Source organism: Micrococcus sp. LASM2_SD2, from assembly GCF_057364565.1.
Window position 1 is genome coordinate 1 of the sequence record NZ_JBNFOB010000001.1, and the last position, 18,485, is coordinate 18,485.

Below are 18,485 nucleotides of genomic sequence, written 5' to 3' on the forward strand. Positions count from 1 at the left end.
ACCGTCCGCGTTCCGTGCCGACGGCGACCCCCCGCCTCCACTGACCCCGGCGACCGGTCGCCGTCCTCGACCGCGCCCACGGCGCCTCCACGTCAGGCTCCGCCGACGAGTCGGCCGAGGCGTCCCCGCCCGCCGGGGGCACGCCGGAGACGACCACAGCGGAACGCGACCTGGACAGCGCAGACTCACCGACCGTCGTCGTGAACAAGGCCCGGCCCCTGGACCCGGTGGACTACGCACCGGACCCGCTGCGGACCGTGGCCGGGGTGCAGCTGCGGGCCGAGGCCGCCGCGCCCTCGAGGCCTGCGTGCCGAGGCCGCCGCCGCCGGCCACGACCTCACCGTCCTCAGCGGCTACCGCTCCTACCCGCGCCAACGCGACGTCTACGCCGACTGGGTCGATCGCCACGGGGGCACGGCGGCCGCAGACCGGGTGTCTGCCCGCCCCGGCCACTCCGAACACCAGACGGGACTGGCCGTGGACGTGGGGGACGCGGCCACACCCGACTGCGACCTCGCCGCCTGCTTCGGCCAGACCTCGGCCGGGCGCTGGGTCGCCGCGCACGCCCACGAGTACGGCTTCGTCATCCGCTACCCGGCCGCGCGGAAGCCGTCACCGGGTTCTCCGCGGAGCCCTGGCACCTGCGCTGGCTCGGACCGGAGGCCGCCGCCGAGGTGCGCACGGCAGGCGGCGTGGTGGAGACCGCCTTCGGGCTGCCGGCCGCCCCCGGACTACCCCCGGGTGAGCACGGACGACCACCCGGATGGGACGGACCGCCCGAGGCCCGCGGGCGACCGACCCCACCCCACCGACGCCGGTTGCGGCGCACCGAGGGACCCGCTCCTGCGCCGGTGTGACAAACATCGCGTCGCTCAGGGGTTGAATGTGTCCAGGGACACACGATTTCCTCTCCCCGGCCCCTGGGCGGCGGCTTAGAGTACTTTTCATGCTTCAGGGTTTCAAGGACTTCATCATGAAGGGCAACGTCATCGACCTTGCCGTGGCCGTCGTCATGGGCGGCGCGTTCGGCGCGGTCGTGAACGCGCTCGTCGAGGCGGTGCTCATGCCGCTCATCGCCGCACTGTTCAAGATGCCGAACTTCGACAGCTTCCTCGTTCTCGACATCAACGGCGTGCTGGTCAAGTTCGGCGTGCTGCTCACCGCCATCGTCAACTTCCTCCTCATCGCCGCCGCCATCTACTTCGTCATCGTCCTGCCGATGAACAAGATGATCGAGCTCCGCAACCGCCGCCTGGGCATCGACCCGGACGCCGAGGAGCTCACCGCCGACCAGGCCCTGCTCACCGAGATCCGCGACCTGCTGGCCACCCAGCGCGGCGGCTCCGTCAACGGCGAGCCGCGTCTCTGATACACCCCTTCCCCACCGACACCGCGAGGCCCGGTCGATCCGCACGGATCGACCGGGTCTCCTCGCTTGTCCGGCCCCGACGGCCCGCACTGCGGTCAGCGGGCCCCGGCAGGGTACGCAGATACGGCTCGGTGACGCTGCGCAGCACCTCCAGCGCGGCCTCGAGGTCCATGCCCTCGCCGAGCAGGGGCCCACCGCATGCAGGGAGGCGCTCAGCAGGAAGGCGGCCGCTGCGCGTCCTGCGCCCCGAGCGCGCGGAGCTCGGCACGGAGCGGGGCCGCGGCCTCGGCATGCAGCCGCCGCGCCTGTGCGGCCAGGAGCTCACCGGCCGTATGGGCGCCCTCGAGGACGAGGGACAGGTTCGTCCCGAAGTAGGCCTGGACGCGGTCCACCGGATCGGTGTGCTCGTCCATCGCGGCACGGACCGCATCGAGCCAGCGCGGCGTCGCGTCCGCGGCCAGGGCCAGGAGCAGGTCCCCGCGCGAGGGGAAGTACAGGTAGAGGCTCGGTCGGGCCAGTACCGTCCGTTCGGCGATCCGGCCCATGGCCGGGAGCCGGCCGTCCTCGCCGATCAGGGCATGGGCCGCGTCCAGGGTGGCGCGCACCTGGACGCCTCGGTGCTCGGCGACGGTCGACGCCGTGACCCTCGGCATGCTTCCTCCTGCTCCTCGCCCTGCCTCCATCTTCGATCCTGCCTGCCCGCCCCGCACAGCCGGGCGGTGCGGCCCGGAGAGCGGACACCGTGTCGCAACGCGGGGCAGGACGGCGGTCCGCTGCCGTACCCCACCGGCGCCGACGGCCAGGTGCCGATGACAAGAGGAAGGGCCCGGACGACGTGCGCCGTCCGGGCCCTCCTCCGGGCGCCGGGGCGCGGCGTGGCCTCCCGCCGGGTTCGGGCGGCAACGGCGTTCAGTCTTCCGCGGGGGTCTGCCCCCGGGGCTCGTTCCCGCGGTCCAGGCACGGGGCCCAGGAGAAGCGGGCCTCGTCCTCGCACTGCGGCAGCTCCGTCACGGCGAAGGCGGCCACGAGCATGGCGGCGACCACGAGGGTCAGCACGATGAGCAGGGTCCAGCGGTGCGGCGGCCCGTCCGGGACCACCGGGACCTCGTCGCCGCCGGCCTGTTCGGGAGTCACGTCAGCCGTGCAGGGCGAGCTCGCGCTTGACGACCTCGGCCAGCTCCTCGGCCTCGCGGCGTGCGGTCTCCTGGTCCGGCGCCTCCACCATCACGCGGACGACCGGCTCGGTGCCGGAGGGACGCAGCAGGACACGGCCCTCGGACCCGAGACGCGCCATGGCGGTGGAGACCGCGGCCTGGACCTCCGGGTCCTCGGCCGTGCGGGTCTTGTCCACCCCGGTCACGTTGATCAGCACCTGGGGCATGTGCTCCATCACGGTCGCGAGCTCGGACAGGCGCCTGCCCGTCCCCGCCACACGCGCCGCGATGTGGAGGCCGGTGAGGACCCCGTCGCCGGTGGTGGCATGGTCGGCGAAGATCACGTGACCGGACTGCTCGCCGCCGAGCGAGTACCTGCCGTGCTTCATGCCGGCCAGGACGTAGCGGTCCCCGACGCGGGTCTCCACGACCCGCACGCCGGCCTCCCGCATGGCGAGCTTCAGGCCCAGGTTGGACATGACCGTGACCACGAGGGTGTCGTCCTTGAGCTCGCCGCGGTCCTTGAGGGCCAGCGCCATGATGCCCATGATCTGGTCGCCGTCCACGACCTCGCCGTTCTCGTCCACCGCGAGGCAGCGGTCGGCGTCGCCGTCGTGGGCGATGCCGAGGTCGGCGCCGTGCTCCTTCACCGCGGCCTGCAGGGACTCCAGGTGCGTCGAGCCGCAGCCGTCGTTGATGTTCACGCCGTCCGGCTCCGCGCCGATGACCACCACGTCGGCACCGGCGTCCTTGAACGCCTCGGGCGAACAGCCGGAGGCCGCCCCGTGGGCGCAGTCGAGGACGACCTTGAGTCCGTCCAGGCGGTTCGGCAGGGACTTGAGGAGGTGGAGGACGTAGCGGTCCTCGGCGTCGGAGAAGCGACGCACCCGGCCGACCTCGGCGCCGACGGGCCGGAGGGGCTCCTCCTGCTCCAGACGATGCTGGATGGCGTCCTCCTCCTCGTCCGAGAGCTTCTCGCCGCCGCGGGCCAGGAACTTGATGCCGTTGTCCGGGGCCGGGTTGTGGGACGCGGAGATCATGACGCCGAAGTCCGCCCCCAGGTCCGCCACCAGGTACGCGGCGGCGGGGGTGGGCAACACGCCGGCGTCCCAGACGTCCACGCCGGAGGAGGCGAGTCCGGCCACCACGGCGGCGTTGATGAACTCTCCGCTGATCCGGGGGTCGCGGGCCACCACGGCGGTGGGGCGCCGGCCGTCCTCGAAGGCGTCGCCGCCCAGTACGGGGGCCGCCGCCTGGGCCAGGCGCATGGACAGTTCCACGGTGAGGGTCTCGTTGGCCAGGCCACGGACACCGTCGGTTCCGAACAATCTACTCATGATGGACAGCAGTCTACGTCTCCGTCCGCCGCTGGCTCCGGAACACCCGACGAGGATGCCGCCTGTCTGCGAATCCCTCTCGCCCGCGACGTCGCGCTTTTCACGTCCCCTCCCGCCCGGCTCCCGGACGTGGCCGCGGGTGAGGCGGTAGCATGGTCGGTTGAATCAGGTCGTCCGTGCGGCGTGGACCATCCCTCTGCACGTCAGCGACCCGTCCCGTTCCCCTTCCGGAAGGCACCGATCACATGGCGGAGGACCGCGAGAGCACCACCGAGCGCCCCTGGCGGCGGAGGACGGTGCTCGGCACCACCGGGCTGGCCCTGGCCGGCACGCTGGCCGCGTGCACAGACGGAGACGGCTCCGCGGAGCCCGGCGCCACGGCCGGCGGTGAGGCCGGCGGTGAGGCCGGCGGCGGGACGACGACCTCCCAGGAGAGTCCCCGACTCCCGGAGCCGACGATCATCTCCACCGCCGACTGGGGCGCCACCCAGCCGCGGGCCCACCTGCAGACGATCAACGAGCACCCCTCGTACCTGGTCATCCATCACACGACCACCCCGAACGTCACCGACGGCTCACGCGAGGCCGCGATCGACCTGGCCCGACGGGTGCAGAACGGACACGTGGGCCAGGGCTGGGGCGACTCCGGCCAACACTTCACGATGTCCCGCGGCGGCCACATCCTCGAGGCCCGCCACGGCTCGAAGAACGCGCTGGAGACCGGCGAGACGTTCATGCTCGGCATCCACGCCCTCGGCTTCAACGCCTACGCCCTCGGCATCGAGTGCGAGGGCATCTACATGGTCAACCCGCCGCCCCAGAGCCTCTACCAGGGCCTGGTCCACCTCTGCGCATTCATCTGCCAGCAGTACGACCTGCCGCCCAAGCGCATCATCGGGCACCGCGACCTGGTCAAGACGAGCTGCTGCGGCGACGCGTTCTACGCCAAGCTCCCGATCCTGCGCGAGGACGTCCGCAAGTCCCTCGAGACCGGCGAGTACCACGTCTCGGAGGGCTTCGGTGCGGACAACCTGCTGGACGACGCCCACGTGAACCAGGAGTACCTGGACGGCCTCTGAGCGGAGCCCGCACCTCACGACCGGCGCCCCCTCCCCCGGATCGGGGAAGGGGGCGCCGTCGACTGTGCGTCGTTGGTCAGCGCACGCGCGGGAAGGAGCCGCTGCCGGTGTCCTCGCCCAGCTCGGAGAGGGCGGTGGCCGGGCCGCAGATGAGCGGGTCCGGAGCGTGGACGATCGACGTGTCCTTGTTCGGGTACGGGAGGGTGTGCAGCACGTGCCGGATGGCCTCGAGGCGGGCACGCTTCTTGTCATTCGACTTCACGACGGTCCATGGGGCGTCCGCGGTGTGCGTGTAGAAGAACATGGCCTCCTTCGCCGTGGTGTAGTCGTCCCACTTGTCCAGGGAGGCGAGGTCGGTCGGGGACAGCTTCCAACGGCGGACCGGGTCGGTCTCACGGGTGGCGAAGCGGTTCAGCTGCTCGTTCCGGGACACGGAGAACCAGAACTTGATGATGTGGATGCCGGAGTTCACCAGCATGCGCTCCAGCTCCGGGGCCTCACGCATGAACTCGAGGTACTGCTGGGCGGTGCAGTAGCCCATCACGCGCTCCACGCCGGCACGGTTGTACCAGGAGCGGTCCATCATCACGATCTCGCCACCGGAGGGCAGGTGCTGGATGTAGCGCTGGAAGTACCACTGCGAGGCCTCGGCGTCGGTGGGCTTCTCCAGGGCGACCGTGCGGGCACCGCGGGGGTTGAGGTGCTCGTTGAACCGCTTGATCGCACCGCCCTTGCCCGCGGCGTCACGGCCCTCGAAGATGATGAGGACCTTCTGACCGGTCTCCTTGACCCAGAGCTGCATCTTCAGCAGCTCGATCTGCAGGGCGCGCTTGCGCTTCTCGTAGGTCTTGCGGTCGAGCTTGCGTTCGTAGGGGTAGCCCTCGCGCCAGGCGTCCTTGTCCAGCTGCGGCAGGGCGTGCCTGGGGTCGAGCTTGCGCTCCAGCTCGGACAGCTCGTCGACCTCTGCGGCGTAGTCCTTGGTCACGGAGTAGGCCTGACGGTCCTGCTCGGACTCCATCTGATGGCCGCCTGCGACGACGTCCTTGTTCTCGGCCTCGCCCGCCTCGGACGGCTTCGGGGTGGGCGTGCTGTTCTCGGCCACGGGCGGCTCCTCGGTGCTGCAGTCGGCAGGGGCGCGCCTTCCTCACCCCGCACCGACCGGTGCGCGCTGCCCGGACGCGATCGCCCCGTCGCGGCGACGGTGCCGCGACGGCCTCCATTTTACTCTCTCCGGGCCCCACGTGTGAGAACCCTGTGGCGCCGCCCACGGCCCCGGGACCGCAGGCGCTCATGTGCGTCATCTTTCGAGATTCTGAATGCATCCCGATAGCGTGGCCGGACCGGCGGCCGCCTCGTCCGGCGGGGCAGCCCCGATCTCCCGCACCCGACCCAGGAGAGTCATGGCCCCGACCACACCACCTCCCTCCCGACGCCGCAGGCCTGCGGCGCTGCTCGCCCTGTTGGGACTGCTGGTCGCGGTCCTGTTCGGCGCGGGCACCGCAGCCGCGGCCGGCGCATCCGACGGCGAGCGCCCGACCTACACGATCGGCACGGACTCCACCTTCGCCCCGTTCGAGTTCCGCGGACCCGACGGCGAGCTCACCGGCATCGACGTCGACCTCATGGAGGCCATCGCAGACCGGCGCGGCTTCGAGGTCGAATGGGAGTCCATCGGATTCAACGCGGCCCTGCAGGCACTGTCCTCGGACCAGGTCGACGGCGTCATCGCCGGCATGGGCATCACCGACGAACGTCGTCAGATCTACGACTTCTCCGACCCGTACTTCACCTCCGAGCTCCAGCTGGCGGTGCCCGAGGCCGACGACGAGATCGCCTCGTGGGAGGACCTCGAGGGCAAGACGGTCGCGGTGAAGTCCGGATCGCTCTCCGAGGACGAGGCGAAGAAGAAACAGGAGGAGATCGACTTCGAGATCACCTCGCTCGACCAGAGCACCACGATGGTGCAGACCGTGAAGAGCGGCAACGCGGACGCCCTCATGGACGACCGCCCCGTACTCGCCTACGGCGTCACGCAGGGCTCAGGGCTGAAGCTCGTGGCCGAGCCGATCGACACCGGCGACTACGGCTTCGCCGTGAACAAGGACATGAACGGCGAGCTGCTCTCCGAGTTCGACGCCGGACTCGCCGAGCTGAAGGAGTCCGGCGAGTACGACGAGATCGTCGCCGAGTACCTGGGCGACGCCTCCGGCGAGGGCACCCCGGAGCCTCCCTCGTTCTTCGAGATGCTGGGCCAGATCATGCCCGCCCTGCTCAAGGGCCTGCAGAACACCCTGCTGGTGACGGGCATCGCGTTCATGGTCGCCATGCTCCTCGGCCTGGCGGTCGGCTTCATGAAGATCTCCGGCAACGTGCTGCTCCGTGGCATCGCGAACGTGTTCATCAACGTGTTCCGCGGCACGCCCCTGCTCGTCTGGGCCTTCTTCTTCTACTTCGGCCTGCCGGGTCTGATCGGCGTCTCCGTGAACATCTGGGTCGCCGGCGTGCTGACGCTGGCCCTCAACGGCGCCGCCTACATCGCCGAGATCGTGCGCGGCGGCATCCAGTCCGTGGACACAGGCCAGTCCGAGGCCGCCCGCTCGCTGGGACTCGGCTACAGCGCCACCATGCGCCGTGTGGTGCTGCCCCAGGCGTTCACCATCATGACGCCGTCCCTCATCAACCAGCTGATCATCATGCTGAAGGACTCGTCCCTGCTGCTGGCGATCGGCTTCACCGAGCTGCTGTACCAGGCCCAGCAGGTCTACGCGTCCAACTTCAGGGTCACCGAGGTGCTCCTCATCGTCGCGGCCATCTACTTCGCCGCGATCTGGCTCCTGACCCAGCTCGCCAACGTCGTGGAGAGGAAGATCAACAAGTGAGCACTCCCGAGAACCGGACCGCCGCACCCGCGGGGTCCACGCATCCCGCGCCGAAGATCGTCGTGGAGGACCTCCACAAGCACTTCGGGGAGAACGAGGTCCTCAAGGGCATCGACACCCGGATCGCCGAGGGGGAGGTCGTCTGCGTGATCGGCCCCTCCGGCTCCGGCAAGTCCACCTTCCTGCGCTGCCTCAACCGGCTCGAGGACCTGACCTCTGGGTCGGTCCGGGTCGGGGACACCGACCTCGCCGACCCCGGCGTGGACATCAACGGCGTCCGCCGCCGGATCGGGATGGTCTTCCAGCACTTCAACCTGTTCCCCCACCTCACGGTGGAGGAGAACATCACGCTCGCGCCGGTCGAGCTCGGACTGCTCTCCCCGCAGGAGGCGCGCAGCACAGCCCACCGGCTCCTGGAGCGCGTAGGCCTGGCGGACAGGGCCGGCGCCTCGCCGAGGTCGCTGTCCGGCGGTCAGAAGCAGCGTGTGGCCATCGCCCGGGCCCTGGCCATGAACCCGGAGGTGATGCTCTTCGACGAGGCCACCTCCGCGCTGGACCCCGAGATGGTCGGCGAGGTCCTCCAGGTGATCCGCGACCTGGCGGAGGAGGGGATGACCATGGTGCTGGTGACGCACGAGATGGGCTTCGCCCGCGAAGTCGCGGACCGCGTGCTGTTCATGGCGGACGGCCGGATCATGGAGCAGGACGTCCCCGAGCGCATCTTCGACGCGCCGCAGACGCCCCGCCTCCAGGAGTTCCTCTCGAAGGTCCTCTGACCTCCGTCCCGCGCCGGCGCCGCCCGTGCCCGCGCGGGACGGGTCCGGTAGCCCCGGACACGACCGTGGCCGGCCACCCCTTCGCGGGGTGACCGGCCACAGGTGCGTCGGCGCGGCGAGGTGCGCAGGTCCGTCGCGGAGAACCGGACCGGGGCCTCGCGGCGGCGAGGATCAGCGCTTCGAGTACTGCGGGGCCTTGCGGGCCTTCTTCAGGCCGGCCTTCTTGCGCTCGATGATGCGGGCGTCGCGGGTCAGGAAGCCGGCCTTCTTCAGGGCCGGGCGGTTGTGCTCGCGATCGATCTCGTTCAGGGCGCGGGAGATGCCCAGGCGGAGCGCGCCGGCCTGGCCGGACGGGCCGCCGCCGCTGATGCGGGCGATCACGTCGTAGGCGCCTTCGAGCTCCAGCAGCGCGAAGGGGTCGTTGACCTCCTGCTGGTGCAGCTTGTTCGGGAAGTAGTTGTCCAGGGTGCGGCCGTTGATGGTCCACTGGCCGGAGCCCGGGACGACGCGGACGCGGGCCACGGCCTCCTTGCGGCGGCCCACGGCGGAGCCGGCGACGGTCAGGGCCGGGCGCTCGGTGGCGGCCGGGGCCTCGGAGGTCTGAGCGGACTCGGAGGTGTAGCTGGTCAGCTCCACGCCCTCGTTCTCATTGATGGTCATGGGGTCTCCTTGAAGAGGTCTCGAAGGGCGGGCGCCGATTACTGGGCGACCTGGCCGATCTCGAAGGTCTTGGGCTGCTGGGCGGCGTGCGGGTGCTCGGCACCGCGGTACACCTTCAGCTTGGACAGCTGCTGGGCAGCCAGGGAGTTCTTGGGGAGCATGCCCTTGACGGCCTTCTCCACGGCGCGCACCGGGTTCTTCTCCAGGAGCTCCTCGTAGGAGACGGACTTGAGGCCGCCCGGGTAGCCCGAGTGGCGGTAGGCGCGCTTCTTCTCGAGCTTGGCGCCGGTCAGGGCCACCTTCTCGGCGTTGATGATGATGACGTGGTCGCCCATGTCCATGTGGGGGGCGAAAGTCGGCTTGTGCTTGCCGCGCAGCAGGATCGCGGTCTGCGAGGCCAGGCGGCCGAGCACCACGTCGGTGGCGTCGATGACGTGCCACTGACGGTCGGCGTCACCGGGCTTGGGAGTGTACGTACGCACGTTGTCTGCCTTCATGGTCGGTAGTTCGGTCACAGCCGCGCCAGGCCGGGCGTGAGTCCGGCCGCGGTACGGCTGTCAGTTCTCCGCGCGCACCGGGCGCCAGGTGAGGACTGGCGTGCATCCGGGCCCTGAACATCCGTCGGGCGCCGGCGAGATCGCGGCCATGCAACTGAGCCTCTCGCGGCGCACCTGAATCCGGATGCGGACATGCGCAACGACATCACATCATATCGGTTCCGGCCCCGGACCGCCACCGCAGGCCGGTGGCGGTCCTCACCGTCGTGGTCTTGACCACGGCGTGCGGCGCCGTCCACGTCGGACGGGGTGCGCCGCGCCCGGGTCCCCTCGCGCGGAGGCGAGCGAGCGTCGTCGGGGTACTCTACGTGGTCCAGGACCAGGGCGTGCGGCGGCGCCAGGCGGGACAGGGAGTCCCGGACCTGCGCCTGCAGGCGCTGCGCCATCCAGCCCGGCTCCTGCCGCCCCTCCCCCACGGCGACCGCACCGGCCACCAGCGCGCGCACCATGTGGTGGCAGAAGGCGTCCGCGCGCAGCCGGCACTCGATTACCCCGTCCGGCCCGCGCTCCACCGTGAAGGCCTGCAGCTCGCGGATGGTGGTCCCCTCCGGCCGCGGCCTGCAGTAGCTCAGGAAGTCGTGGAGCCCGACGACGGAGCTCGCCTCCGCCTGCATCCTCGCCTCGTCGAGTCGCTCGCGATGCCAGTACGTGTCCCGACGGCGCAGCGGGTCCCGGGTCCCGGGGTGATCGCTGATCCGATAGCGGTAGGAGCGCCAGAGCGCGGAGAAGCGGGCGTCGAAGCCCTCGGGGGCCCGGACGGCGGTCCGGACCACGAGCGCGTCCGAGGCCCTGCGCAGGACGCCGTGCAGCCGCCGGACGAGACTCTCCCCCGGCTCCAGTCCCACGCGGCCCCGGGACAGGCCCGCCCACTCGGCCTCGGAGAGGTCCAGGTGCACTACCTGGTGCGCCGCGTGGACGCCAGCGTCCGTGCGGCCGGCCACCACGGTGCGGACCGGGCGGCGCAGGATCGTCTCCAGGCCCTCCTCCAGGGTGCCCTGCACGGTGGTCAGCCCCGGCTGGGCGGCCCAGCCGCGGAAGTCGGTGCCGTCGTAGGCGAGGTCGAGGCGAACGCGGACGAGGCGGGGCTCCGCGGCGGCGGTGGGCACGGCAGGCGACGTGGGAAGGTGGTCCTCGCGCATCAGACCAGCCCCGAGGCGAGGAGGAAGATCGCACCGCCGTGGGCGACGGTCGCGCCGAGGACGCCGAAGCGGACGGCGATGACGGCGCACACCAGCCCCTCGAACAGCACGAACGCCAGCAGCGGCCAGCCGACCTGGGTCACCGTGGAGGCGAGGAACACGTGGCAGGCGGCGAACAGGACCGCGGAGGACAGGGCGGCTCGCACCACGCTCGTGTGATGCTCCAGCTCGGACTGCAGCAGGCCGCGGAAGAGGACCTCCTCCAGCAGATTGCCGCAGAGGGCGAACACCAGCAGCGGCACGAGGATGCCTGCCGCCACCGCCCCACCGCGAGCGTCCAGGGGCACCTCGGGCAGGCCGAGTCCGGCGGACAGGCCGCCCAGCGAGCCGTACCAGAGGGCCATCGGCAGCACGATCACGCCGGCGCCGAGCAGGCCCACGGGCACGGAGAGCCAGGCTCGGTCTGCGGCCCAGCGCATCCCGCGCGAGCGCTGCCGGAACACGGCCACGAGGGCACCGACGAGCAGGAGCGAGAGCACCGCCATGCTCACGAGCAGGATCGGGTCCGAGGTGAACCGCAGCCACAGGGTGGAACGCTCCCCCACCGTCCCGAAGGTCCAGAGGTCGTGCCGGGTCATGGTGTCACGGACCAGCACGAAGCCGAGGACTGCGACGAGGACGCGGGCGGCGACCATGCGGGCAGGGACGAGGGCCAGGGCTGCGACCACGAGCAGCAGGCCCGGGGCCACGTCGGTCAGGTAGGCCGCCAGGCTGTCGAGGGAGGGGTCGCCGAACACCCCGGCAGTCTATCGAGCCGAGCGGACCCCGCACCGGACCCGGCGCGGTCCGGGTTCCCGGTCACCGGGGTGGTCACGGACGACCACGACGGCACCGGACCCGGCGCGGTCCGGGTTCCCGGCCGTCGAGGCTCCGGGCACGGCGAAGGGGCCGCCCCACTCCATGACGGAGGGGACGACCCCTTGCGCGGGTGCCGGCGTCGGCGGGCCGGCGCTCAGGTCACTCGGAGACCTTCTGGGCGGCCTCGCCGCCGGCCGGGGCGTAGCCCGCGGCCTTCGCGTCCTCGACGGAGGCGAACCAGACCTCGGCGGTCGTCTGGTCGTACCAGCGCGAACCGGGGACGTGGTACTTCATCGAGTCGGAGTTGCCCTTGATGGAGGCGCCCTCCGGGGCGGAGCCGTCCTCGTTCGCGGGGATGGCGCCGGCGGTCTCGGCGGCCACGGCCTCGGACTTCTCGAGCGACACCTCATCGGTGGCGGCCGGGTCCACGGCCTCGACCTCGGGCTCGGCAGGAGCCTCGGCCGGGGCGGAGGCGGCCGGGGCGGCCTTGGCCTGCTCGGCCTCCTTCACGACGGCCTGCTTGGCGGACACCGGGTCCATGACCAGCTCGATGACGGCCATCGGAGCGTTGTCGCCGTTGCGGTTGCCGATCTTGGTGATGCGGGTGTAGCCGCCGTTGCGCTCGGCCATGGCCGGGGCGATCACGGTGAAGAGCTCATGCACGATCGTCTTGTTCGTGCGGTTCTTCGCGGCGATGATGCCCTGGACCTTGCGGCGGGCCGGCAGGTCGCCCTTCTTCGCAAAGGTGATCAGGCGCTCGGCGAACGGGCGCAGGCGCTTGGCGCGGGTGAGCGTCGTGGTGATCGACTTGTGCTCGAAGAGCTGGGCCGACATGTTGGCCAGCATGATGCGCTCGTGGGCCGGGCTGCCGCCCAGGCGCGGACCCTTGGTGGGGGTAGGCATGGTGTTTCTCCTCAGGTGTTCCCCGATCCCTCACGGGATCGGCGGACAGGTGTGTGTGGTGCGTCGAGCTCAGTACTCGGAGAACGGGTCGTCGTCCATCTGCGCGGCATGGGCCTGCGGGTCGTAGCCGGCCGGCGAGTCCTTGAGGGACAGGCCAAGCTCGTCGAGCTTCTCCTTGACCTCGTCGATGGACTTTGCACCGAAGTTGCGGATGTCCATCAGGTCGGCCTCGGAGCGGGCCACGAGCTCACCCACGGAGTGGATGCCCTCGCGCTTGAGGCAGTTGTAGGAGCGCACGGTGAGCTCCAGCTCCTCGATCGGCTGCGCCAGGTCCGCGGACACGGCGGCGTCGGCCGGGGCCTCGCCCAGGTCGATGCCCTCGGCCTCGACGTTGAGCTCGCGGGCCAGGCCGAACAGCTCGACCAGGGTGGAGCCGGCGGAGGCCACGGCGTCACGCGGAAGCATGGACTCCTTGGTCTCCACGTCCAGGATGAGGCGGTCGAAGTCCGTGCGCTGCTCCACACGGGTGGCCTCCACCTTGAAGGTGACCTTCAGGACCGGCGAGTAGATCGAGTCGACGGGCATGCGGCCGATCTCGGAGTCCGCGAGCTTGTTCTGGGCGGCGGTCACGTAGCCGCGGCCGCGCTCGATGGTCAGCTCCATCTCGAACTTGCCCTTCGCGTTCAGCGTCGCGATGTGCAGGTCCGGGTTGTGGATCTCCACGCCGGCCGGCGCGGTGATGTCGGCGGCGGTGACGACGCCCGCACCCTGCTTGCGCAGGTAGGCGACGACCGGCTCGTCGTTCTCCGAGGAGACCGAGAGCTTCTTGATGTTGAGGATGACCTCGGTGACATCCTCCTTGACGCCGTTGATGGTGCTGAACTCGTGCAGCACACCGTCCACGCGGATGCTGGTCACGGCAGCACCGGGGATGGAGGACAGCAGAGTGCGGCGCAGGGAGTTGCCGAGGGTGTAGCCGAAGCCGGGCTCCAGGGGCTCGATGACGAACCGGGAGCGACGCTCGGAGACAACCTCTTCGGTCAGCGTGGGGCGCTGTGCAATGAGCACGGACATTTCCTTTCGGCGAGCGTCCGCCATATGACGCACGCAGGGGGTGGAAACGAGTTCTACGGGTGGGACAGGTCCGTGGACCTGTCCCCGCGGCGCTCAGGCGAGGGCCGCGGGGACTGGGGCAGGTGTCAGACGCGACGGCGCTTGGCCGGGCGGGCGCCGTTGTGCGCCATCGGGGTGACGTCCTGGATGGAGCCCACCTCGAGGCCGGCGGCCTGCAGGGAGCGGATCGCGGTCTCGCGACCGGAGCCCGGGCCCTTCACGAACACGTCGACCTTGCGCATGCCGTGCTCCTGGGCACGCTTGGCGGCCTGCTCAGCGGCCATCTGCGCGGCGTACGGAGTCGACTTGCGGGAACCCTTGAAGCCGACCTCGCCGGACGAGGCCCAGGCGATCACGGCGCCGGTGGTGTCGGTGATGGACACGATGGTGTTGTTGAACGTGCTCTTGATGTGGGCCTGGCCCACGGCGATGTTCTTGTTTGCCTTGCGACGCGGCTTGCGGACCGCTGCGCGAGTCTTCGGGGGCATGGATATCTCCTACGGGAAAGCTGGGGCGGATCTGCCTGCGGCGCCTCGGTCCGTCCTGTGCGGCGGGGATCGTGGCGCCGGGGATCACTTCTTCTTGCCGGCGACCGTCTTCTTCGGGCCCTTGCGGGTACGGGCGTTGGTCTTGGTGCGCTGGCCGCGCACGGGCAGGCCGCGGCGATGACGCAGGCCCTCGTAGGAGCCGATCTCGACCTTGCGGCGGATGTCGGCGGCGACCTCGCGGCGGAGGTCGCCTTCGACCTTGTAGGTGCCCTCGATGTGGTCGCGCAGCTTCACCAGCTGCTCGTCCGAGAGGTCCTTCACGCGGATGTTCGGGTCGACGCCCGTCGCCGCCAGGGTCTCCTCGGCGCGGGTCTTGCCCACACCGTAGATGTACGTGAGTGCGATGATCACGCGCTTCTCGCGCGGGATGTCAACGCCTGCAAGACGAGCCATATGGCCGTCCTCCTGTTCCTTCTGCAGCAGGGGTCTGCACCAGTGACCTCCCGCCCGCGTGGCCTGCGGCCCGCGTGACCCGATGCACGGCACCGGGGAAGATTCCGGTGTGGACCCGTGCCGGCGGCCTCGCCGCGTGGCGGTCTCCGGCCCCTGCGACCGGAGGTTGCGTCCGCTGGTCTGCCCGCAGGCGGTGGACGCTGTCCTGGTGTCTCGGCCCTGATGGCCGATGTGAATATGGGTGATGTGCACTCAGGCGGCGCCGCCCCGGACCGGGGCGGGCACTCAGCCCTGGCGCTGCTTGTGGCGCGGGTTCGAGCAGATCACCAGCACGCGGCCCTGACGGCGCACGACCTGGCACTTGTCGCAAATCCGCTTCACGCTCGGCTGAACCTTCACGGTTCCTCCTCTTGCGCTCGCTTGTCGGACGGTTTACTTGTAGCGGTACACGATGCGACCCCGGTTGAGGTCGTACGGGCTAAGCTCCACCACGACCCGGTCCTCGGGGAGGATGCGGATGTAGTGCTGACGCATCTTGCCGGAGATCGTCGCGAGCACGACGTGCTCGTTCTGCAGGCGGACCCGGAACATCGCGTTCGGCAATGCCTCGGTGACCGTGCCCTCGACCTCGATGACACCTTCCTTCTTAGCCATGTCCTCCACAATCGTTGGGTCCCTCCCCGCGCGGACACGAGGCCCCCGCGAGACGGGACAGGAATGGTTGCGACCCGCCTCGACCTGGACAGGCAGAGGCACAGTCAGCGCCCTACTCTACCGCATGTCCGGACCGTTTCCAACCGCGAACATCGAACGGGTGGGGAGACGACGACGGACCGTCCCGCGGGAGGCGACGGTCCGTCGTCGTGGTGCCGACTGCGACGGGCTCACTCCCCCGGCGGGACCGGGGTGACCCCGAACCGGGCGAGCTCGGCGGCGCCTCCGTCCGGGGCGGTCAGGACCCAGACCCCGCCTCGGTGGCGGCAGACGCTGTGCTCCCACTGGCTGGCCCGGCCGCCGTCCGCGGTGACGACCGTCCAGTCGTCCTCCAAGGTGACGGTCTCGATGCCGCCGCGCACGAGCATCGGCTCGATCGCCAGCGCCATGCCCGGTTGGACCCTCGGGCCCCGGTGGCCGGTCCGGTAGTTGAAGACGTCCGGCGGCATGTGCATCTTCGAACCGATGCCGTGGCCGACGTAGTCCTCCAGGATGCCCAGCGGGGCACCCGGCTGCTCGGACACGAAGTCGTCGATGGCGTCGCCGACCTCGCCCACGTTCTTCGCCGTGGCGAAGGCGGCGATGCCGGCCCAGAGCGCCTCACGGGTGATCTCGGACAGGCGCTCGTCCTCCGGGTCGGCCGTGCCGGCCTCCGACGAGCCGAGGATCGTCGTCCGCGCAGAGTCCGCATGCCAGCCGTCCACGATCGCACCGCCGTCGATCTTCAGGACGTCACCGGCCTGCAGGACCCGTTCGCCCGGGATGCCGTGGACGACCTCCTCGTTCACTGAGGTGCAGATCGTGGCCGGGAACCCGTAGTAACCGAGGAAGTTGGACGTGGCGCCGTGCTCGTCCAGGACGGCACGGAACACCTGGTCCAGCTCCGCGGTGGTCACCCCGGGGGCGGCCGCGCCGATCGCGGCGTCGAGGGCGGACGAGAGGACCACCCCCGCCCGCTGCATGGTCTGCAGCTCGGAGGTGGTCTTCAACTCGAGGGAACGACGGGCGAACACCCGATCAGGCCTCCTCGGTGCCCCGGTCCACGACCGGCAGGGTGCCGGTGGCGGCGCGCACGGAGTAGATCGCCTGCAGCAGGCGCTCGGTCACGTCGTCCACCTGGCCGGTGCCGTCCACACGGGTCACGATGCCGCGGTCCTGGTAGTTCTCGATGACCGCCGCGGTCTCCTGGTGGTACAGGTCGAGGCGGTGCTTGATGACGTCCTCGGTGTCGTCCGCGCGCCCCTCGATCTCGGCGCGCTTGAGCAGGCGGGCGAGGAGCTCCTCGTCCGGCACGGTCAGCTCGACGACGGCCGACAGGGCGTGGCCGGACTCCTTGAGCATGGCGTCCAGCGCCTCGACCTGGCCGGCGGTGCGCGGGTAGCCGTCCAGCAGGAAGCCGGATGCCGCGTCCGGCTGGGCGATGCGGTCGGCCACCATGCGGTTGGTCACCTCGTCCGGGACGAAGTCGCCGTTGTCGATGTACCGCTTGGCCTCCACACCGAGCGGGGTCATCTCCTTGACGTTGTAGCGGAAGATGTCGCCCGTGGAGATCGGAACGATCCCCAGCTTGTCGGCGATCCGGGAGGCCTGGGTGCCCTTGCCGGAGCCGGGAGGGCCCATGATCAGCATGCGAGTCATTTCTTGTTCCTCACTGTCGAGAGCGGTGGAGGGGGTCCGTGGGTCCGGGTCAGCGGAGCAGGCCTTCGTAGTGGCGCTGCTCCATCTGGGCGTTGATCTGCTTCACGGTCTGCAGGCCGACGCCCACCATGATGAGGATCGAGGTGCCGCCGAACGGGAAGTTCTGGTTGGCGTTGATCAGCACGAAGGCGATCAGCGGGATCATCGCGACCACTCCCAGGTACAGCGCGCCCGGGAAGGTGATGCGGCTGATCACATACTCAAGGTACCGCTCGGTGGGACGGCCCGCACGGACGCCCGGGATGAAGCCGCCGTAGCGCTTCATGTTGTCCGAGATCTCCTTCGGATTGAAGGTGATGGACACGTAGAAGTAGGTGAAGCCCACGATCAGCAGCAGGTACAGGGCCATGTAGACCGGATGGTCCCCGCCGGTGAAGTACTCGGACAGGAACGTCACCCACCCCGGCGGGTTCGAGCCGTCCTGCGGGGTGTTGAACTGCACCAGGATGCCCGGCAGCGTCAGCACCGAGGACGCGAAGATCACCGGGATCACGCCGGCCATGTTCACCTTGATCGGGATGAACGTGGAGTGGCCGGACAGGGTGCGGGAGCCGATCTGGCGCTTGGCGTACTGCACCGGCACGCGACGCTGGGACTCCTCCACGAAGACGACCGCGAGCATGGTCAGCAGGCCGATCGCCATGACGATGAGGAAGGTGCGCACGCCCTGGGTCTGCCAGACCTGGCCGATGCCCGCCGGGAAGCCCGCGGCGATGGACGCGAAGATCAGCAGGGACATGCCGTTGCCGACGCCTCGCTCCGTGATCTGCTCGCCCATCCACATCACCAGCACGGTGCCCGTGGTCAGCACCAGCACCACCATCAGGACCGTCACGATCGAGTCGTCCGTCAGCAGCGGCAGCTGGCAGTTCAGGAGCGCACCGGTCCGCGCCAGGGAGGCCATGGTGGTGGACTGCAGCAGCGCCAGAGCGAGCGTCAGGTAGCGGGTGTACTGGGTCAGCTTCGCCTGTCCCTGGGGACCCTCCTGGTGGAGCTGCTCGAAGCGCGGGATGACCACGCGGAGCAGCTGCACGATGATCGACGCCGTGATGTAGGGCATGATGCCCAGCGCGAAGATCGAGACCTGCAACAGGGCACCGCCGGAGAACATGTTCACGAACGAGTACAGGCCGCCGGAGGCGTTGCCCTCGGCCAGACACATCTGCACGTTCTGGTAGTCCACGCCCGGGGACGGGATGAACGCGCCCAGCCGGTAGATGGCGATGATGCCCAGCGTGAACCAGATCTTGCGCTGCAGGTCTGGCGTCCGGAAGATCCGGCCGATGGCCTTGAACACGCGTCCTCCTG

The 18,485-nt window shown here is 70.2% G+C and carries 22 protein-coding genes; 5 read left to right on the forward strand and 17 right to left on the reverse strand.

All coding sequences use genetic code 11. The features are described 5' to 3' along the window. The first annotated feature begins 303 nt into the window (after positions 1 to 303). Both AC2W7A_RS00005 and mscL read left to right on the forward strand, forming a co-directional pair. Positions 304 to 936 carry a M15 family metallopeptidase gene (locus AC2W7A_RS00005; protein ID WP_485989589.1) on the forward strand — a complete coding sequence of 211 codons (633 nt, stop codon included), beginning with the start codon at positions 304 to 306 and terminating at the stop codon, positions 934 to 936. A gap of 10 nt (positions 937 to 946) precedes the next feature. Further along, positions 947 to 1,369 (forward strand): large conductance mechanosensitive channel protein MscL, encoded by a 423-nt coding sequence (mscL, locus tag AC2W7A_RS00010; RefSeq protein ID WP_485989551.1) that lies wholly within the window; start codon positions 947 to 949, stop codon positions 1,367 to 1,369. Between the two features lie 212 nt (positions 1,370 to 1,581). Here mscL and AC2W7A_RS00015 read toward each other — a convergent pair whose 3' ends face one another. From AC2W7A_RS00015 to glmM, 3 genes are all read right to left on the reverse strand, one after another. Continuing rightward, the gene (locus tag AC2W7A_RS00015; protein WP_485989552.1) at positions 1,582 to 2,022 is read right to left on the reverse strand and encodes a TetR family transcriptional regulator; all 441 of its coding nucleotides are present in this window, start codon (positions 2,020 to 2,022) and stop codon (positions 1,582 to 1,584) included. A gap of 256 nt (positions 2,023 to 2,278) precedes the next feature. After that, positions 2,279 to 2,503: a hypothetical protein gene (locus AC2W7A_RS00020; RefSeq protein WP_485989553.1), complete on the reverse strand. Its 225-nt coding sequence runs from the start codon at positions 2,501 to 2,503 to the stop codon at positions 2,279 to 2,281. 1 nt (position 2,504) lies between these two features. Continuing rightward, complete coding sequence (glmM, locus tag AC2W7A_RS00025; protein WP_485989554.1) at positions 2,505 to 3,860, reverse strand: phosphoglucosamine mutase; 1,356 nt, start codon at positions 3,858 to 3,860, stop codon at positions 2,505 to 2,507. A 245-nt stretch (positions 3,861 to 4,105) separates the two neighbouring features. Between glmM and AC2W7A_RS00030 the strand changes: the two genes are divergently transcribed. After that, the gene (locus AC2W7A_RS00030) at positions 4,106 to 4,939 is read left to right on the forward strand and encodes a peptidoglycan recognition protein family protein (protein ID WP_485989555.1); all 834 of its coding nucleotides are present in this window, start codon (positions 4,106 to 4,108) and stop codon (positions 4,937 to 4,939) included. Positions 4,940 to 5,015: 76 nt separating this feature from the next. Here the strand turns inward: AC2W7A_RS00030 and ppk2 are convergent, their stop codons facing one another. Then, on the reverse strand, positions 5,016 to 5,957 hold the full coding sequence (gene ppk2 / locus AC2W7A_RS00035; RefSeq protein WP_485989590.1) for a polyphosphate kinase 2: 942 nt from the start codon (positions 5,955 to 5,957) through the stop codon (positions 5,016 to 5,018). Positions 5,958 to 6,339: 382 nt separating this feature from the next. Between ppk2 and AC2W7A_RS00040 the strand changes: the two genes are divergently transcribed. Both AC2W7A_RS00040 and AC2W7A_RS00045 read left to right on the forward strand, forming a co-directional pair. Further along, positions 6,340 to 7,818 (forward strand): ABC transporter substrate-binding protein/permease, encoded by a 1,479-nt coding sequence (locus tag AC2W7A_RS00040; protein ID WP_485989556.1) that lies wholly within the window; start codon positions 6,340 to 6,342, stop codon positions 7,816 to 7,818. Next, positions 7,815 to 8,594, forward strand: coding sequence for an amino acid ABC transporter ATP-binding protein (locus AC2W7A_RS00045; protein ID WP_485989557.1), 780 nt, complete (start codon positions 7,815 to 7,817; stop codon positions 8,592 to 8,594). Before AC2W7A_RS00040 ends, AC2W7A_RS00045 begins: the two co-directional genes overlap by 4 nt. A gap of 171 nt (positions 8,595 to 8,765) precedes the next feature. Here AC2W7A_RS00045 and rpsI read toward each other — a convergent pair whose 3' ends face one another. The 13 genes from rpsI to secY form a co-directional block, all read right to left on the reverse strand. Then, positions 8,766 to 9,254, reverse strand: coding sequence for a 30S ribosomal protein S9 (rpsI, locus tag AC2W7A_RS00050; protein WP_485989558.1), 489 nt, complete (start codon positions 9,252 to 9,254; stop codon positions 8,766 to 8,768). A 38-nt stretch (positions 9,255 to 9,292) separates the two neighbouring features. After that, the gene (gene rplM, locus AC2W7A_RS00055; RefSeq protein ID WP_067188578.1) at positions 9,293 to 9,736 is read right to left on the reverse strand and encodes a 50S ribosomal protein L13; all 444 of its coding nucleotides are present in this window, start codon (positions 9,734 to 9,736) and stop codon (positions 9,293 to 9,295) included. A 29-nt stretch (positions 9,737 to 9,765) separates the two neighbouring features. Further along, a complete protein-coding gene (truA, locus tag AC2W7A_RS00060; RefSeq protein WP_485989559.1) occupies positions 9,766 to 10,950 on the reverse strand; it encodes a tRNA pseudouridine(38-40) synthase TruA in 1,185 nt (394 codons plus the stop codon). Then, positions 10,950 to 11,747 (reverse strand): CPBP family intramembrane glutamic endopeptidase, encoded by a 798-nt coding sequence (locus AC2W7A_RS00065; protein WP_485989560.1) that lies wholly within the window; start codon positions 11,745 to 11,747, stop codon positions 10,950 to 10,952. Before AC2W7A_RS00065 ends, truA begins: the two co-directional genes overlap by 1 nt. Before the next feature lie 220 nt (positions 11,748 to 11,967). Continuing rightward, positions 11,968 to 12,711, reverse strand: coding sequence for a 50S ribosomal protein L17, sunset domain variant (rplQ, locus tag AC2W7A_RS00070; RefSeq protein WP_485989561.1), 744 nt, complete (start codon positions 12,709 to 12,711; stop codon positions 11,968 to 11,970). 69 nt (positions 12,712 to 12,780) lie between these two features. Beyond that, positions 12,781 to 13,779: a DNA-directed RNA polymerase subunit alpha gene (locus tag AC2W7A_RS00075; protein WP_485989562.1), complete on the reverse strand. Its 999-nt coding sequence runs from the start codon at positions 13,777 to 13,779 to the stop codon at positions 12,781 to 12,783. Positions 13,780 to 13,910: 131 nt separating this feature from the next. After that, positions 13,911 to 14,312 carry a 30S ribosomal protein S11 gene (gene rpsK, locus AC2W7A_RS00080; RefSeq protein ID WP_485989563.1) on the reverse strand — a complete coding sequence of 134 codons (402 nt, stop codon included), beginning with the start codon at positions 14,310 to 14,312 and terminating at the stop codon, positions 13,911 to 13,913. Between the two features lie 84 nt (positions 14,313 to 14,396). Then, positions 14,397 to 14,765 carry a 30S ribosomal protein S13 gene (gene rpsM / locus AC2W7A_RS00085; RefSeq protein WP_485989564.1) on the reverse strand — a complete coding sequence of 123 codons (369 nt, stop codon included), beginning with the start codon at positions 14,763 to 14,765 and terminating at the stop codon, positions 14,397 to 14,399. 285 nt (positions 14,766 to 15,050) lie between these two features. Further along, a complete protein-coding gene (gene rpmJ, locus AC2W7A_RS00090; RefSeq protein ID WP_158496587.1) occupies positions 15,051 to 15,164 on the reverse strand; it encodes a 50S ribosomal protein L36 in 114 nt (37 codons plus the stop codon). 33 nt (positions 15,165 to 15,197) lie between these two features. Continuing rightward, complete coding sequence (infA, locus tag AC2W7A_RS00095; RefSeq protein WP_224356596.1) at positions 15,198 to 15,419, reverse strand: translation initiation factor IF-1; 222 nt, start codon at positions 15,417 to 15,419, stop codon at positions 15,198 to 15,200. Positions 15,420 to 15,649: 230 nt separating this feature from the next. Next, complete coding sequence (gene map, locus AC2W7A_RS00100) at positions 15,650 to 16,492, reverse strand: type I methionyl aminopeptidase (protein ID WP_485989565.1); 843 nt, start codon at positions 16,490 to 16,492, stop codon at positions 15,650 to 15,652. A 4-nt stretch (positions 16,493 to 16,496) separates the two neighbouring features. Then, complete coding sequence (locus AC2W7A_RS00105; RefSeq protein ID WP_485989566.1) at positions 16,497 to 17,117, reverse strand: adenylate kinase; 621 nt, start codon at positions 17,115 to 17,117, stop codon at positions 16,497 to 16,499. 49 nt (positions 17,118 to 17,166) lie between these two features. After that, positions 17,167 to 18,474: a preprotein translocase subunit SecY gene (gene secY / locus AC2W7A_RS00110; RefSeq protein ID WP_485989567.1), complete on the reverse strand. Its 1,308-nt coding sequence runs from the start codon at positions 18,472 to 18,474 to the stop codon at positions 17,167 to 17,169. Between the last annotated feature and the right edge of the window lie 11 nt (positions 18,475 to 18,485).